Raw genomic sequence first — 16987 nt, forward strand, 5'->3', positions numbered from 1 at the left:
GATGCAATCCTTCAGCTTTGCCACCACCGCGCAAATCCTTTGCGAAGCCGGTGCCGCCCAGCGACTCGCCAGCCTGTGCCGTGAGCGTGGCGCCCGTCGGGTGTTGATTGTCACCGATCCGGGGATCGCCCGGCTCGGCTTGCTCGATGACGTGCTGCCGGGGTTCAGCGCAGCAAAAGTGGCGGTGGCGATTTTCAGTGACGTCAGCGCCGATCCCCATGAACACTGCGTACTGGCGGCGGTCGATCGCGCCCGGCATATCGGCGCCGACCTGATCGTCGGGTTCGGCGGCGGCAGCTCGATGGACGTGGCCAAACTGGTCGCGTTACTCGCCCATCCAGCCAACAGCCAAACGATCACGCAACTGTACGGTGTCGATCAGGCCAAGGGCCCACGGCTGGCGCTGATTCAGGTGCCGACCACCGCGGGCACCGGTTCCGAGGTCACGCCGATCGCCATCGTCACCACCGGCGAAACCAGCAAAATGGGCATCGTCTCGCCCTTGTTGCTGCCGGATCTCGCCGTGCTCGACGCGGTGTGCACGCTGGGCCTGCCGCCGCAGGTCACGGCAGCCACCGGGATCGACGCGATGGTTCACGCAATCGAGGCCTACACCAGCAAGCTCAAGCGCAACCCGCTGTCCAGTCTGCTCGCCCGTGAGGCGTTGCGCCTGCTGGCGACCCATCTGGATCAAGCGGTGCACAACGGTGGCAACCTCGACGCTCGGCAGGCCATGTTGCTCGGTGCCTGTCTTGCCGGGCAGGCGTTTGCCAACGCACCAGTGGCGGCGGTGCATGCCTTGGCTTATCCGTTGGGCGGCCATTTCCATATCGCCCACGGCTTGTCCAACTCGCTGGTGCTGCCGCATGTGCTGCGCTTCAACCTGCCGGTGGCCGAGGCGGATTACGCCGAACTGGCCGCGCCGTTGCTCGGCGAGCGAGTGCGTATCGGCGATCGGCGCAGCCAGGCCGAGCAGTTGATTGCCGAACTGGCCGAGTTGGCGCCGCGCTGCGGACTGCCTCATCGTCTGCGCGACGTCGATGTGCCCGAAGATTGCCTCGGGCAACTGGCGCGTGACGCGATGCAGCAGCAACGCTTGCTGGTGAATAACCCGCGTGAAGTCAGCGAAGCCGACGCGTTGGCGATTTATCAGGCAGCGTGGTGATGGGGGATTCGCGGTGAGGGCAGGGAGGCTCAGTTGTAAGCCTTTGATCAGGTGAGTAAGCTGCCGGGATGAACCAGACCTCAGCTTCCTCATCCTTCCCCGGCCCGCGCGGCCCGGTCGATCACGAGATTCGTGACCAGATCGTCGCGGCGGCCAACGAGCATTTCAGCCAGTATGGCTACGGAAAAACCACGGTGTCGGACCTGGCCAAGGCCATCGGTTTTTCCAAGGCGTACATCTACAAGTTCTTCGATTCCAAGCAGGCGATCGGCGAGGCCATCTGCGGCAACTGCCTGGGGCAAATCGTCGCGGCGGTGGAACTGGCGATCAGCGCAGACGGGCTGTCACCGACCGAGCGTTTCCGCCAGTTGGTGAAAACCGTGATCGCTACGGGTGTCGAGTTGTTCTTTACCGACCGCAAGCTCTACGACATCGCGGCCTTTGCAGCCGGCGAGAACTGGCCGAGTGCCCAGCGTTACGACGCCCGGATCAAAGGCTTTATCACTGACATCGTGCGTGACGGGCGCACGGCCGGTGAGTTCGAACGCAAGACGCCGCTGGACGAAACCGTCGAATCGATCCATCTGGCGCTGCGGCCCTTCGTCAATCCGCTGATGCTGCAACACAACCTGGACTTCATCGAGGTGGCGCCGACGCTGACCTCGAATCTGATCCTGCGCAGCCTGATGCCTTGATGCTGCGCTGATTCTCCTCCCAAGCAATTGATGTTCTCGACGCAAACTCGCATCGAGAACGTATCCAACACGTTCAGGAAGTGACTGTTGACGTAAATGGTCACATGGATAATATGGGCCGCTGCGGTTCTTCATGTTCCATTTCAGAAATACCCATAGAGTCCTGATAATGAAAAAAACAATACTCAAGCATCCCCTCGGGCTGGCTGTCGTGCTCGCGTCTTCCAATGTGCTGGCAGGTGGTTTCGCGCTCAATGAGCAAAGCGTCAGCGGCATGGGCTCGGGGTTTGCCGGTCGCTCTTCGTCCGCCGAAGACGCCAGCACGGTGTTTGGCAATCCGGCGGGCATGGCGCGGCTGAAAAGAGAGCAGGTGAGCGTGGGGCAGGCGACGCTGTTCGCCAAATCCGATATCAGCCACACCCGCAGCACCTTCGGCGGCAAGGAAGACGGCGACATGGTGCCGACCACCACGGTGCCGATGGGCTACTACGTCAAACCGATCGACGAGCACTGGGCCTTCGGTGTCGGGTTTTACGTGCCGTTTGGCTTGATCACCGACTACGACAGCGGTTTTGCCGGGCGCTATTACGCCAATAAAAGCGAAGTCACGACACTGACGTTCCAGCCCACCGTCAGCTATGCGTTCAACGACAAGGTGTCGATCGGCTTCGGCCCGACCATCAACCGCATCAGTGGCGAGCTGTCGGGGATGGTCGCCAATCCGCTGAGCCCCGGGCGCAATGACGGCAAAGTCAAAAGTACTGGCGACGACACCGCGCTGGGCTTTAACGCAGGCGTGATGGTGCAGGCGACCGAGCAGACGCGCCTGGGCCTGACCTATCATTCCAAGGTCAGTTACCACCTCGATGCGAAAACCAAAGTCAGCGATGGCATCTTCAACCTGCTTGGCGTCAGTGGCCGCAGTTACGACGCCTCGCTGAACGTCGACACCCCCGAGTCGGTGGACTTCTCGGTGACCCATCAACTCAATCACGACTGGACGCTGTATGCCGGCAGTACCTGGACGCGCTGGAGTCGCTTCAAGGAACTGACCATCGAAAACAGCGGCTTGCCGCCGTTGCTCAGCGGCCAGTTGGGCACCATCAGCGAAGAGCAGAACTGGCACGACACCTGGGCGCATGCGATTGGCGCGGCGTATCAACTGAACAACCAATGGGTGCTGCGTGCCGGGTTCTCGGTTGATCAGTCGCCGGCCAACAACACCAATCGTGGGCCGCGCATCCCCACCGGTGATCGCAAGGTGTTCAGCCTCGGTGCCGGTTGGACGCCAGCGGAGAATGTCACCATCGATGTGGCCTATTCCTACTTGCAGGAGGAGAGCGTCGATATCAACCACACCGCAGCCGGCAAAGGTGCATACAGCGCCCGATACCGCAACAGCGCCAGTGGACTCGGCACGTCTGTCAGCTACCGCTTCTGATCCAGCAGTGCGGTGCGGGGCGGGCCTGACTTGCGGCCCGCTCGATTTCGCCTGTCGCAGCGACTCAGCGCGCCGCGACAGGCGCGGGCGCGGGCTCGGCGGGTTGCCAGCCACCGCCCAACGATTTGAACAACGCCACCGCCGCACGGGTTGATTCGGTTTGCGCTTGCGCTCGGGCATCGGCGGTCTGCAGCAAGGTCTGGTCCGCGCGCAGCACATCGATCAGGCTGGCGGCGCCTTTCTCATAAGCACTGAACGACGATTGCCGAGCCTCGGTCAACGCCGCTTCGCCGGCGCCAAGGGTGCTGGCCTGAACGCGCCGATTGACCTGTGCCGACAGCGCGTTCTCCACATCTTCCGTGGCGCGCAGTACCGATTGGCGGTATGCGGCCAACGCTTCGGCTTCCTGGCCTTTGGCCTGATCGATCTGCGCGTCGATGCGCGCAAAGTCAAAGAGCCGCCAGCGCAGACCGAGCAGGGCGGCGGACTGGCTCGCGCCGCTGGAAAACAGGTTGCCGCCGGACACCGCCGTTGCGCTGCCGAGCAAGGCACCGAGGGAAAATTTCGGGTAGTACTCGGCCATGGCGGCACCGATGCGCGCGTTGGCAGCCGCCAGCCGCCGCTCGGCGACGATCAGGTCCGGCCGGCGCTGCAACAAGTCGGCAGGCGTGCCCAATGCCGTCAGCGGCGGCGCGGCGGAGATGCTTGCGGCGTGCGCCAATTGGCTTCGATGGGTGCCGGCAGGTGTGCCAAGCAGCACGTCCATGGCATTGATTGCTGCGTCCACACCGGTTTGCAGCACCGGCACGCTCGCCTCGACCTGCGCCAGTTCGCCTTCGATTTGCCGCACTTGATAGCTCGCCGCCAGGCCTTTGCTGTAGAGCAATTGGACTTTCTCCAGCAGCTCGTGCTGGGTTCTGGCTTGTTGCTTGGCGATGTCCAGGCGTGTCTGCAAGCCGCGCAGGGTGACGTAGGTATCCGCCGTTTGCGCCGCGATTGCCAGGCGTGTCGCGCTGAGTCCTGCGGCGGACGCCTGGTATTCGGCGAGCGCAGCCTCGCGGTCTCGCCGCAGTCCGCCAAACACATCCAGCTCCCAGCCAGCCTCGAGATTGACCTCATAAGCACTGCCATAGCGGTCATAGCCGGGCGTCGAATTGAGCACTTGGCCCAGTGGCGTCTCCACCGATTGGTAAGCGCGTGCGGCCCGGCCGTTGACACTTGCCGAGGGCAGCAGCGCGGCGTTCGCGGCGCCCAGCCCGGCGCGTGCCTGGGTGACTCGCGCGGTGGCCTGGGCCAGGTCGAGGTTCTGCTCCAGTGCCTGAGTGATCAAGGCGTTCAGCAGCGGGTCATTGAAGCTTTCCCACCAAGTGACAAGGCTGTCTGCCGTGGCTGCAGATCCGGCCATGGCAGGCTGGCGCTGGTAATGCTCCGGCAGTGGGGCGGCGGGGCGCTGGTAGTCAGGGCCGACCGCGCAACCCGCAACCAATCCGACGCTGAGCAAAAGAGTGATGGGGCGGAGGAGGTGCATGGGAATTCCTGTGTGGGCTTGGCAACGCTCAACCGAGCGAAGCGAAAATCTGGCGGTTAGTGACTGTTGACGATATTGGTCACAAGGCTGAGAATATGATGATCATCCTATTTTAGTAAAGGAATTCCATGCGCCGGCTCAGACCCTTTCCCTTCGCAGCCTGTGTGCTGCCCCTCGTCCTGACGGCGTGCGGTGATGCTGCCACGACGAAAGATCCGCGCACCCTCGCGCCGCTGGTGAGGTCGGCGGTCGTGCAGCTTGCCGAGGATGGCTCGCGGTCATTCACCGGTGTGGTGGCGGCGCGGGTGCAGGGCGACCTGGGCTTTCGCGTCTCGGGCAAGGTGCTTGAGCGTCTGGTCGACACCGGTCAGACGGTCAAGCGCGGGCAGCCGCTGATGCGCCTCGACCCGATCGACCTTGGCCTGCAGGCGCGAGCGCAGCAAGAAGCGGTCACCGCCGCCCGGGCCCGGGCCAAACAGACTGCCGATGACGAAGTGCGCAACCGCGAACTCGTCGCCGCCGGCGCTATTTCGGCCTCGGCCTACGATCAGATCAAAGCCACCGCCGACAGCGCCAGGGCGCAACTCAGTGCCGCTGTCGCCCAAGCGGACGTCGCGCGCAACGCCTCGGGTTATGCGGTGCTGGTGGCGGACGCCGACGGTGTGGTGGTGGAAACCCTCGTCGAGCCGGGGCAGGTCGTCAGCCCGGGGCAACCGGTGGTTCGACTGGCGCGCGCAGGTCAGCGCGAAGCCATCGTTCATCTGCCGGAGACCTTGCGCCCGCTCGCGGGCTCGACCGCTCAGGCAAAGCTCTATGGCGATTCGGCGACGGCGGTCAACGCCAGACTGCGCCTGCTGTCCGACTCGGCCGACGTCACAACTCGCACATTCGAGGCGCGCTATGTGCTCGAAGGCAAACTCGCCAATGCGCCGATCGGTTCGACCGTCACCGTTGATATCGCCCAAGGTTCCGCACAAAAACAGGCGCTGAAGGTTCCGATCGCGGCGCTGTACAACCCAGGCAAAGGCCCCGGCGTGTGGGCCATTGCCGGTACACCAGCGAAAGTGACCTGGCGCGCTGTCGAGGTGTTGGGGTTGAGTGACGATTCGGCACGCATCGCTGGCGAACTCAGTGTCGGTGAGCCGATCGTTGCGCTCGGCGCGCATCTGCTGCACGAAGGCGAGGACGTTCGATTATTGGGCGGCGATGAAGCCCAGGTTGCCGGGAGTCGTCCATGAGCGAGGGTCGATTCAACCTTTCCGCCATTGCCGTGCACCAACGCGCTATCACGGTGTTCCTGATTTTTCTGATCGCCGTCGCCGGCACCCTGGCGTTCTTCAAATTGGGCCGGGCCGAAGACCCACCGTTTACCGTCAAGCAATTAACCGTCATCACCGCATGGCCGGGCGCGACCGCGCAGGAGATGCAGGATCAGGTCGCCGAACCGCTGGAAAAGCGTTTGCAGGAACTGAAGTGGTACGACCGCTCGGAAACCTACACTCGCCCAGGGCTGGCGTTCACCGTAGTGTCGCTGCTCGACAGCACACCACCGTCACAAGTGCAGGAAGAGTTCTATCAGGCACGCAAGAAGCTCGACGACGAAGCGATCAAACTGCCGGCTGGTGTTATCGGGCCGATGGTCAACGACGAGTTCTCCGACGTGACGTTCGCGCTGTTTGCCCTGAAAGCCAAGGGCGAGCCGCAGCGTTTGCTGGTGCGCGATGCGGAGGCATTGCGTCAGCGCCTGTTGCATGTGCCGGGGGTGAAAAAGGTCAACATCATCGGAGAGCAAGCCGAACGCATCTTCGTCTCGTTTTCCCATGATCGCCTGGCGACGCTGGGCTTATCGCCGCAGGACATCTTCGCTGCACTGAACAATCAGAACGTGCTGACGCCCGCCGGATCGGTAGAAACCAAAGGGCCGGAGATTTTTCTGCGGGTCGACGGTGCGTTCGACACCTTGCAGAAAATCCGTGACACGCCGGTTGTCGCGCAGGGGCGCACCTTGATGCTTTCCGATGTGGCTACGGTCGAGCGCGGCTACGAAGACCCGGCAACCTTTCTGGTGCGCAACAACGGCGAGGAAGCGTTATTGCTCGGCGTGATCATGCGCGAGGGCTGGAACGGTCTGGATCTGGGCAAAGCGCTGGATGCCGAAACGCTCAAAATCAACGAAGAAATGCCTTTAGGCATGACCCTTTCGAAAGTCACCGATCAGGCGGTGAATATCGACTCGGCGGTCGGCGAGTTCATGGTCAAGTTCTTCGTCGCGCTGCTGGTGGTGATGCTGGTGTGCTTCCTCAGTATGGGCTGGCGCGTCGGCGTGGTGGTCGCCGCGGCGGTGCCGTTGACCCTGGCGATCGTGTTTGTGGTGATGGCCGCCACCGGCAAAAACTTCGACCGGATCACCCTCGGCTCGTTGATTCTCGCGCTGGGCTTGCTGGTCGATGACGCGATCATCGCCATCGAAATGATGGTGGTGAAAATGGAGGAGGGCTACGACCGCATCAAAGCCTCGGCCTATGCCTGGAGCCATACCGCAGCGCCGATGCTGGCCGGTACGCTGGTGACGGCGATAGGCTTTTTGCCGAACGGTTTCGCCCAGTCCACAGCGGGCGAATACACCAGCAACATGTTCTGGATTGTCGGCATCGCGTTGATCGCTTCGTGGGTGGTTGCGGTGGCTTTCACGCCGTATCTGGGGGTGAAGTTGTTGCCGGACATCAAGCCAGTCGAAGGCGGGCACGCGGCGATCTACGACACGCCGCGCTATAACCGTTTCCGCAAGATTCTGGCGTGGGTGATCACCCGTAAATGGCTGGTGGCCGGCACGGTTGTCGCGCTGTTTGTCGTCGCGATTCCGGGCATGGGATTGGTGAAGAAGCAGTTCTTCCCGACTTCTGACCGTCCTGAAGTGATGATCGAAGTGCAAATGCCCTACGGCACCGCGATCGAGCAGACCAGCGCCGCCACAGCCAAAGTCGAGGCGTGGCTGCAAAAACAGCCGGAGGCGAAAATCGTCACGGCCTATATCGGCCAGGGTGCGCCACGGTTTTTCCTGGCCATGGCACCCGAGTTGCCGGACCCGTCATTCGCCAAGATCGTCGTGCTGACGGACAGCCAGGACGCCCGCGAAACCCTCAAGTTGCGTTTGCGCGAAGCGGTGGCTCAAGGCCTTGCCCCCGAAGCGCGCGTGCGTGCCACGCAAATCGTCTTCGGCCCGTATTCGCCGTTCCCGGTGGCTTATCGAGTAATGGGCCCTGATCCGGCCAGATTGCGCGACATCGCCGAGCAGGTCCGCAGCGTGATGCAGGACAGCCCGATGATGCGCACCGTCAACACCGACTGGGGACCGCTGACGCCGACGCTGCATTTCAACCTCGATCAGGATCGCTTGCAGGCGGTCGGGCTGACGTCCAGCACCGTGGCTCAGCAGTTGCAGTTCTTGCTCAGCGGCGTGCCGATTACCGCAGTGCGTGAAGACATTCGTTCGGTGCAGGTGGTTGGCCGTGCGGCGGGCAACATTCGCCTAGACCCGTCGCAGATCGAAGGCTTCACCCTGGTCGGCGCAGCGGGGCAGCGCGTTCCGCTTTCACAGATCGGCAAGGTCGAAGTGCGCATGGAAGATCCGATCCTGCGGCGCCGCGATCGCACCCCGACCATCACCGTGCGCGGCGACATCGCCGAAGGCTTGCAGCCACCGGACGTCTCCGGGGTGATCATTCAGCAATTGCAGCCGATCATTGCGCAACTGCCTTCCGGTTACCGGATTGAACAGGCGGGCGCCATCGAGGAATCCGGCAAGGCCGGCAAAGCGATCCTGCCGCTGCTGCCGATCATGATCGCCGTGACGCTGCTGATCATCATCGTCCAGGTGCGCTCGATCTCGGCGATGATCATGGTCTTCCTCACCTCGCCATTAGGCTTGATCGGCGTGGTGCCGACGCTGCTGATCTTCAACCAGCCATTCGGCATCAACGCACTGGTCGGATTGATTGCGCTGTCGGGGATTCTGATGCGCAACACGCTGATTCTGATCGGGCAGATTCATCACAACGAACAAGAAGGCCTCGCGCCTTTCGACGCCGTGGTCGAAGCCACCGTGCAACGGGCAAGGCCGGTGCTATTGACCGCACTGGCGGCCATTCTGGCGTTCATCCCGCTGACGCACTCGGTGTTCTGGGGCACGCTGGCGTACACGCTGATTGGCGGCACGTTTGTCGGGACGATTATTACGTTGGTGTTCTTGCCGGCGATGTATGCGATCTGGTTCAGGATTCGGGCTGGGAAGGAGGGGCAGGCGGAAAGGGTGGAAATGATTTAGAAAGGATGAATTCGCGGTGTGGCTTCCGGCGGGATACTGGTCCCGCCAACCGCCGCAAACATAACGAAACCAAGGAACTGAAATGTCTGTAACAGACGCCAAAACCATCGACATGTGGGGCATCCCAAAGTGGGACAACAACAAAATCATTCTGGGTATTGCTGATCATCTTGAATGGGGTGACAAGACCCAACAAGGTGAACACCTGCTTGTGCTGCAAGAGAAGATCAATAATTACATCGCCTTCATCGAGAGCGGTGAAATTTACACCGAGATACCCGGTGCGCTCGGCAAGTCGCCCGTTATCCGTGTGCAGGGTAAATATGAGCTGCCCGAGCAGGGCGAGTTGTTTGTAGATAGCGTGGCCGCGACCCTGAAGGAAGTCGGAATTGGATTTGAATTTGTGCTCAAAGCGGAATAATTGCGGCGCGATCATTCCCGCGGGCCACACTCGTGCTGCCGCATGTGCCTGAAAGAGTAGACATGTCCATTAGCGAAACAAAAGTCGTCGACATCATCGCGTTGCTCGAATGGGAACCCGACACCGTCGTACTCGTCATCACCGATCACTTGGAGTGGGGCGATAGGGTCCAGCAGGGTGAGCATCTTTTGTTGCTGCAAGAAAAGATCAACACCTACATCGCCTTCATTGAAAGCGACGAATTATTGGAAAGTTACCCGTCAGCAAAAGGTAAAAAACCGAAGATTCGTATCAATGGCCTCTATGAGCTGCCCGAGCAAGCGGAGGCCTTCATTACGCGCGTGACCGAAATACTCAGAGGCGTAGGAATTGCTATTGAATTCGTGCTCAAAGAGGACTTGGCAGCTCCTCACTAGGTATGGACGCCTATCGTGCCGGCGCCAAGTGCGGCTAACGAGAACAGGGCTGCCGAACGCTTTACTGACGGTAAATTAAACAAGCCGGATATCACGATTTGTCGTGCTTAAACACGACAAATCGCACGCGTTTAAATTACACCAACTGTTACGCCATAAAGGCTACAGCGCCTTGCGTCGCTGCCTACGCGTGCTTCAGAATCCGCCGGCTTACACGGCTATCGGTCGGGCTATATCGTGTCCCTGTCACTGCGAAACAGTGATCGGGTTTGGTAGCCCGTTTCGATATCGCCGTAAGGCGCCACCTTATTCAGCCTCTTTTTTGTGGCTGAGCTTTATATGGTGGGCATGCGTGGGGCTCATTCGTGAGCGCCGGGTTGCGTATCGACCGGTCTACCAACCCGCGCATGGCCGCCACCCATCGTTTGGTAGCGTGGGTGATGGCTCGTTATCTACTTCGATACGAGATTCATCTATGTTCAAAGTAACGCCCAACCCTCCGGAAACCGATGCCGGTCCGATCCCGTACGATCCCGCGCTGGAACCTCAGAAGATAAAAGAGGCAACCAACCGCGCCATCAATTTCTATCTAAACCCCGAAACGCTGAAAACCTCCATTCCTTCGCGCAAGACCGGCAGAATCTTCCTCATCGACCCCACGGTGGATGAAGAAACGCTGCTCGTCGAAGCCTGCGAAACATTGGCGGCCGCCGGTGAGATGGCCCGCGACATCGGCGGCAACATCGAGAGCCCTCAGCGGCGGTCGATGCTGATCCTGCAGCAGGTGATCATGCTCAGCGAGCTCATCGTCAACCGGGTATTGGATGCCCGCCGCACGCCGAGCTGACGTGCGCAGCGCCCACCAGTGAGGGCCTGGCCCTCACTGCCCACCAGTCGTTACGGCCATGACAGCGAGGCAGGATGCCTGCTCAAAAGCCGCCTGCAGGATTTACAAGGAGTTCCAGTTGATGTCCAAGACACCTCCCAAGCCGCCAGTCACAGACCCGGCGTCGCCTTACGAATCGTTCGATTCCAGAAAGCTCCACGAAGCCGCCGAACGCGCGCTCGACCATTACCTGGTGCCCGCGCAAATCATGGCCACCCCGTACAGCCCCAACGAGCTGTTCATGATCAACCCGCAGTCCGACATGGAAACCTTGCTGGCCAACGCCAGCGAGTCCCTGGCGTCGGCGACTGTCTTGCTCGGCAATTTTGCCGGCATGCTGGAAGGGTCGAACCGCAATGCGCTGTTGGGCATTGCACAGATCGTCATGCTCGGGGAGTTAGCGGTGAACAGGGCGTTGGATAACGCCGTGCCGCCGCAGTAAGTCAACGTCTCGCCGTGCGGGGGCAACACTCGCACGGCAAGTCTGACCATAGGAGGTCTATTGCCAGACTTCAAGGCCAACCATCGGAGCGGTGTCCAGCCTTGGATCCAATCATTGACTCACTATATCGCTAGTAGACAAACGGTAGTCTCAGCCTATTGCCAGAAATGATGGCGCAATGACATATTGCAGCACCATCCCTCACTTCATGATGTGCCGAAAATGCGCCCCCTCAAGTCACTTGTTGCAGCGTCGATGCTGCTCAGCGGGTGCAATGGAATGCCAGTCGCTTTTGTTCAGGATCCTGTTTTAGACCAAGCCTTTGTCGTTCACTCCGGCGCGCCTTTGCCTTACGTGCTGATGGGTTCGGCTGTGCAGTGGAATGAAGATTACGCCGTGACGGTGAAGCACATTCCTTACCTGTCGGGCGCGGTTTTCCAGGGCCAGGCCGACGTGCAATTCTTCCGGCACAAGGCCGGCAGCGTGCCGGCGTGGCGTGGCTACAAGCCGGGCGAGGAGCTGACGTCGGTGGGCTTCAATTCGCTGTACATGTCGGTCAAGGGCACCGGCCAGGCGTTGCCGGCGATGGTTCGTCTCGACGTCAAAGAGGGCAACGTGCTTTACGGTACGCACAATGGCGCGCTGGCCAAGGGCATGTCCGGCGGGCCGGTGTTTTCCGCCGACGGCAAGGTGGTCGGCATCAATGTGGCGTTTCTCACTCGTGATGACGTTAGCCGCCTCAAGCGTAAAGACCTGCTTGATCAACCGCGGGTGAGCATTTTCCTGCCCTACTCGGAAATCAATCGCGAGTGGACGCGCTATCAGGCCAGCCTCGCGCCGAGCGTGCCGCCGGCGACCAAGCTGGCCAGCCGCTGATCAGCGTTCGCGCAACGCTTCGCGGGCGCGGTTGAGCGGTTTGATCAGGTAGTCGAGCACGGTTTTTTCGCCGGTGCGAATGTCCACCGTGGCGATCATTCCGGGGACGATGGCGAAGCGTTTGCCGGCCTTGTTGCGCAGTTCATCCGAGGCGGTGCGGATGAACACGCGGTAGTAGAAAATCTCCGGTTTGGCTTCGTCCTGAATGGTGTCCGGGGAGATCGTCACCACTTCGCCGTCGAGGCTGCCATAGATTGAATAGTCGTAAGCGGTGATCTTGACCTTGGCCGCCTGGCCCGGATGAATGAAGGCAATATCGCGCGGCGAGATGCGCGTCTCGATCAGCAGTTGTTCATCGAGCGGCACGATCTGCATGACCTGACCGTTGGGCGCGATCACGCCGCCGATGGTGCTGACTTCGATGTCCTTGACGATCCCGCGCACTGGCGAGCGCAGGGTCAGGCGTGACAGTGAGTCGGTGCGACCCCGGATCACCGCTTCGAGCATCTGCGCCTCTGCGTTGGCTTTGGCCAGATCTTCGCGGGCGCGCACCATGTAATCGGAACGCGCTTCGGTGGCTTTCAATTCAAGTTCGGAGCGCTGGCGGGTCAGGCGCAACACTTCGACCCGGCTCGAAGCGCCGATCTTCGCCAGGTTTTCGGTGATCGCCAGTTCGCTGCGCACCAGTTTCAACGAACTCTGAATGCCGTCGAGGGTTTCCGCCAGGCCTTTGCGGCGGGTCTGGAACAGCTCGGTTTCGGCGCGGATCAGCTCGGGAAAGTCCTGCAGCGAGGGATCGAACGTCAGCGGTTTTTCGCTGACTTCGGCTTGCAAGCGATTGACGCTGGCCAGCGCCGCGCGGTACTTGGCCGCGCTTTCGCCGACGTTGGACTGATTCTTCACCGGGTCTAGCTGGGCGAGAATCTGCCCGCGTTCGACCATAGCGCCTTCGCTGACATGGAGCTGTTCGAGAATGCCGCCCTCCATCGACTGGATTACCTGTTCGCGAGAACTCGGCACGACCTTGCCGGTGCCGGTCGAGACTTCGACCACTTCAAACCACGCCGCCCAAGCGATAAAGCAAGCGAGCATCAGCGCGCAGCCCCAGATAACTTTGGCACCCCCGGCGATGGCGCGCTCGTCGCGGCCGTCGAGGTAGGACATCGGGCCCGGCACGTCAGTCATCATGGTTTTCATACCGCTACTCCTTTGCCGGGGGCGCGCAACCGCGCCAGTGCTGCGTCGCGATGGTCATCGATGACGATGCGCCCGTTGTCGAGGACGATGATCCGCTCGACCAGTTGCAACACACTGACCCGGTGCGTGGCGACCACCAGCGTGCGGCGCTGGGTCCAGGTCGCGAGTTTTTCCAGCAGCAAACGCTCGGTGACGTCATCCAGCGCCGCCGTCGGTTCGTCCAGCAACAGCACCTGCGGCTGACGCAGCAACAAGCGCGACAGCAACAGGCTCTGGCGCTGCCCGCCGGACAAACCGAGGCCGCCTTCAAGCACCAGATGATCCATGCCTTTGGGCAACTGACGGACGAACTCAAGCGCACCGGTAACGTTCAACGCCGCGATGATTTCCTGATCGCTGGCCTGCCCGGCGCCAAGGGTGATGTTGTCGCGCAGGGTGCCGTGAAACAGCCGCGCCTGTTGCGACAGCAGGCCGACGTCACGGCGCAGGTCGGCCGGATCGAGATGCGCCATGGCGATGCCGTCCAGCGTGGTTTCACCGCTGCTCAGGTCCATCGCACCGCCCAGCGCCTGCAGCAACGTCGACTTGCCGGCGCCGTTGCGGCCGAGCAGGGCGATGCGCTCGCCGGGGCGGATGGTCAGGTCGATGGCGTTGAGCGCCGGGGCCGATTCTTCGCTGTAGCGGAAACTCGCCTGGCGCATTCGGTAGTCGCCACGAATCGCCGGCAGGTGCACGCGCTGGCTGCCTTCGGGATGATCGACCGGCATCTGCATGATCCGGTTCAAGCCTTCCAGCGCGACCTTGGCTTGCTGCCAACGGGTGAGCACATGAGTCAGTTGCGCCATCGGCCCCATCATCCGTGACGACAGAATCGACGCCGCAACGAGGCTGCCGGTGGTCAGGTCGCCGGCAATCACCATCGGCGCGCCGAACACGATCACCACCGCAAACACGCCACCCTGCACATTCTGCGTCCAGGCCACGAGGCTGTTGGTCAGGGTGCGCAAACGCAGGCTGCTGTCTGCCGAGGCGGCGTTGTACTGATTCCATTGTTGCTGGAAACGCTGCTCGGCCTGCAGCGCCTTGATGTCGTCGAGGCCCTGAATGCTTTCCACCAGCATCGCATTGCGCAGGGCGGCTTCGCGCATCGAGGCATTGGCCAGTTTGGCCAGACGCGGTTGCGCAATGATGCCCGGCAACAGCATGAACACCAGCGCCACCAGCGGAATCAGCACCAGCGGCCCTCCGATCAAATAGAACACCAGCAGGAACAGCAGAAAAAACGGCATGTCGGCCAGCGCCGTGGCGGTGCTGGAGGTGATCAGGTCGCGGATCTGCTCCAGCTCGCGCAGTTGCGAAATGAACGAGCCGGTGGACTTCGGCCGGGCGGAATTGCGCAGACGCAGCGCATGACCGAACACCAGATCGGACACCCGCAAGTCAGCACGCTTACCGAGCACATCGGTGATACGCAGCCGCAGAATGCGCATGACGAAATCGAACAGCAGCGCCAGCATCACCCCGCCAAACAACACGTAAAGCGTCGGCAGCGACTCGGCTGGAATCACCCGGTCGTACACCTGCATCGAAAACAGCACGCCGGCCATGCCCAGCAGATTGGCCACCAGCGAGGCGATCATCACCTGGGTGTACGGTCGCAAGTCAGTGAGGACGATGCGGCGGAACCAGTGCTCGTCGTAGGGTTTGATGTAATCGTTGGTGCGCACGTCTGAGACCGGTTGGGTCGGGCGCAAAATCACCGTGCGCAGTGCCTGTTCGGCAAGCACGGCCGCGTCCATCCGGCTCTGCAAGCCTTGATCGCCACTGAAGCAGATGCCCAGTTCGCCGGTCTCGCCGATGCTTTCCAACACGCCGATTTGGCCGTCGCGCAGCTGCACCACCAGCGGCGTGCGCCAACGGTTCAGACTCTTGTTGTCGAACACCGCGAACTTGACGCTGAGCCCGGCCTGCCGTGCCATATGCCGGACGACTTCTTCGACGCGACCTTCGCTGTGCACTGAAGCCAGGCGCACGCTTTCCGGTGAAACATCGAGGCGGTAATGGTGGGCGACCTTGAGCACCGCTTCCAGCCACGGCGAATAATCTTCCCGCGCCTCGGCAGCCACGGGTTCAGGAATAGTGATGCTGGCGTCGGTCATGGCAGGATCTCGACATTCTGGATGGTGCTGTGGTCGATGCCGAAGACCCGGCGAATCGCCCCGCTGTTGTAGAAGCAATCGATCTGCAGGCGTTGCAGATCGGCCTGGGTGTTGACCAGATCGAAGCGCGACTGGTGGATTTCCTGCTCGGCGTTGAGCAAGTCCAGCAGCGGCCGCGTGCCCAGTTCCAGGTACTGGCGGCCATACAACATGCGCGCCTCGGTGATGCTGGTCTGGCGAAATTCCAGCGAGCGCAGCCGCCGGTTCAGGCCCGAGGTCTGCGCCTGTGCTTCCGCCAGCCCTTGGCGGGCTTGCAGTCGGGCGAAGTCTTCGGCTGAGTCCGCGGCGGTCAAGGCATGCCCGGCAGCGCGGCTGCGGGCGCTGATGGCGCCGCCCTGATAGATCGGCACTTCGAGGTTGAGGAAGATCCCGACCTGGGTGCGATCGGCCCGCGAGTTCTGATCGTCGTAGTGGTCGTCGAGGTATTGATTGACCGACGGTTGCAGCGACAGGGTCGGGTAGGCTTCGGCCTTGGCCTGTGCCAGTTCGGCCTGGGCCTGGGTGCGTTGCGCGGCGGCTTGCAGGACGGCGGGCAGGGTGTCGGAGATCTGCGAGGCGTCACAGGCCTGAGTCAGCGTCGGCGCGGCGGCGTCGCTGACTGCTGGGGGAGTGCGGCGACCGAGCAAACTGGTCAGGGTCGCTTGCCAGCGCGCGTACTGCGCCTTGAATTCCTGCAACGTCGCGGTCGCGCCCTCGGCGCGAGATTGCGCCTGGACCATATCGGAGCGGGTGCTGGCGCCCATGTCGCTGCGCTGCCTGGCCAGATCGACGATGCCGCCGATGCCTTGAATCTGTTCGCGGGCAACCTCAAGCAGACGTTGATAACGCTGCACTTCGATGTAGGCCTTGGCGGTGTCGCGGGCCACGTCATCGATCGCCAGCAAAATCCCGGCCTGACTGCGCGCCACCCGCGCGCGGGCCGCGTCAACCGAACTGGACACCTTGCCGAAGTCGTAGAGCATCTGCTTGAGGGAAATGTTCACTGACTGGCTGCTGGCATCGCTGCCGTAACCGCTGGTGTAACCGCCCTTGATGCCGCCGCTGACCTGCGGGTAATAACCGGACTCGGCGACGTTGACACCTTCGCCTTGCTGAAACAGCGTGCCGATGGCTTCGCCGATGCGTGGATGCCAGTCCACGGCCAGGCGCACGGCTTGTTCCAGGCCCAAGGCGTCCGTAGCGGCGGACGCCTTCGAAGCGGGGGCAGGGCGCTTATGGCGGTCATTGCCTGCCGGTTGTTGCAGTTGCGCTGGGCTGATGCTGCGCAAGCTACTGTCGAGATTGTCGTCGGCGCGAACGCCGCCGGTGAACGCGGGGTAGAGGCCGATGGTCAGCAAGACCACCGGCCATTTCTGGCGAAAAACTGACTCCACAGAC

The 16987-nt window shown here is 61.8% G+C and carries 14 protein-coding genes; 10 read left to right on the top strand and 4 right to left on the bottom strand.

Features of this window, described 5'->3' with window-relative positions; genetic code table 11:
• Window position 1 precedes the first annotated feature (1 nt).
• The 3 genes from ACGSLL_RS16260 (at window position 2) to ACGSLL_RS16270 (ending at window position 3301) form a co-directional block, all read left to right on the top strand.
• Window positions 2-1165 carry an iron-containing alcohol dehydrogenase gene (locus ACGSLL_RS16260; RefSeq protein WP_394507086.1) on the top strand — a complete coding sequence of 388 codons (1164 nt, stop codon included), beginning with the start codon at window positions 2-4 and terminating at the stop codon, window positions 1163-1165.
• A 68-nt stretch (window positions 1166-1233) separates the two neighbouring features.
• Window positions 1234-1860, top strand: a complete 627-nt coding sequence (locus ACGSLL_RS16265; RefSeq protein WP_394507087.1) for a TetR/AcrR family transcriptional regulator — start codon at window positions 1234-1236, stop codon at window positions 1858-1860.
• A gap of 169 nt (window positions 1861-2029) precedes the next feature.
• The gene (locus ACGSLL_RS16270; RefSeq protein WP_394507088.1) at window positions 2030-3301 is read left to right on the top strand and encodes an OmpP1/FadL family transporter; all 1272 of its coding nucleotides are present in this window, start codon (window positions 2030-2032) and stop codon (window positions 3299-3301) included.
• A gap of 64 nt (window positions 3302-3365) precedes the next feature.
• Here the strand turns inward: ACGSLL_RS16270 and ACGSLL_RS16275 are convergent, their stop codons facing one another.
• Window positions 3366-4829, bottom strand: a complete 1464-nt coding sequence (locus ACGSLL_RS16275; RefSeq protein WP_394507089.1) for an efflux transporter outer membrane subunit — start codon at window positions 4827-4829, stop codon at window positions 3366-3368.
• A gap of 128 nt (window positions 4830-4957) precedes the next feature.
• Here ACGSLL_RS16275 and ACGSLL_RS16280 point away from each other — a divergent pair, with 128 nt between their 5' ends.
• The 7 genes from ACGSLL_RS16280 (at window position 4958) to ACGSLL_RS16310 (ending at window position 12194) form a co-directional block, all read left to right on the top strand.
• A complete protein-coding gene (locus ACGSLL_RS16280; protein WP_394507091.1) occupies window positions 4958-6067 on the top strand; it encodes an efflux RND transporter periplasmic adaptor subunit in 1110 nt (369 codons plus the stop codon).
• On the top strand, window positions 6064-9153 hold the full coding sequence (locus ACGSLL_RS16285) for an efflux RND transporter permease subunit (RefSeq protein ID WP_394507092.1): 3090 nt from the start codon (window positions 6064-6066) through the stop codon (window positions 9151-9153). Before ACGSLL_RS16280 ends, ACGSLL_RS16285 begins: the two co-directional genes overlap by 4 nt.
• Window positions 9154-9235: 82 nt before the next feature.
• Window positions 9236-9574: a DUF6572 domain-containing protein gene (locus ACGSLL_RS16290; protein WP_203421895.1), complete on the top strand. Its 339-nt coding sequence runs from the start codon at window positions 9236-9238 to the stop codon at window positions 9572-9574.
• A 62-nt stretch (window positions 9575-9636) separates the two neighbouring features.
• Window positions 9637-9990: a DUF6572 domain-containing protein gene (locus ACGSLL_RS16295; protein ID WP_394507093.1), complete on the top strand. Its 354-nt coding sequence runs from the start codon at window positions 9637-9639 to the stop codon at window positions 9988-9990.
• Between the two features lie 475 nt (window positions 9991-10465).
• Window positions 10466-10837 (top strand): DUF6124 family protein, encoded by a 372-nt coding sequence (locus ACGSLL_RS16300; RefSeq protein ID WP_394507094.1) that lies wholly within the window; start codon window positions 10466-10468, stop codon window positions 10835-10837.
• A 121-nt stretch (window positions 10838-10958) separates the two neighbouring features.
• A complete protein-coding gene (locus ACGSLL_RS16305; RefSeq protein WP_394507095.1) occupies window positions 10959-11318 on the top strand; it encodes a DUF6124 family protein in 360 nt (119 codons plus the stop codon).
• Window positions 11319-11573: 255 nt separating this feature from the next.
• Window positions 11574-12194 (top strand): trypsin-like peptidase domain-containing protein, encoded by a 621-nt coding sequence (locus ACGSLL_RS16310; RefSeq protein WP_394507141.1) that lies wholly within the window; start codon window positions 11574-11576, stop codon window positions 12192-12194.
• On the opposite strand, the gene ACGSLL_RS16315 is transcribed toward ACGSLL_RS16310, so the two are convergent.
• From ACGSLL_RS16315 to ACGSLL_RS16325, 3 genes are read right to left on the bottom strand one after another with little or no spacing between them, the layout of a single operon-like run.
• Complete coding sequence (locus tag ACGSLL_RS16315) at window positions 12195-13382, bottom strand: HlyD family type I secretion periplasmic adaptor subunit (RefSeq protein WP_394507142.1); 1188 nt, start codon at window positions 13380-13382, stop codon at window positions 12195-12197.
• A gap of 5 nt (window positions 13383-13387) precedes the next feature.
• Complete coding sequence (locus ACGSLL_RS16320) at window positions 13388-15550, bottom strand: type I secretion system permease/ATPase (protein WP_394507096.1); 2163 nt, start codon at window positions 15548-15550, stop codon at window positions 13388-13390.
• Window positions 15547-16983 (bottom strand): TolC family outer membrane protein, encoded by a 1437-nt coding sequence (locus tag ACGSLL_RS16325; RefSeq protein WP_394507097.1) that lies wholly within the window; start codon window positions 16981-16983, stop codon window positions 15547-15549. The genes ACGSLL_RS16320 and ACGSLL_RS16325 overlap by 4 nt, the downstream gene beginning before the upstream one ends.
• Between the last annotated feature and the right edge of the window lie 4 nt (window positions 16984-16987).

This window comes from Pseudomonas retamae, from assembly GCF_043496865.1.
GTDB classification, from domain to species: Bacteria; Pseudomonadota; Gammaproteobacteria; order Pseudomonadales; family Pseudomonadaceae; genus Aquipseudomonas; species Aquipseudomonas retamae.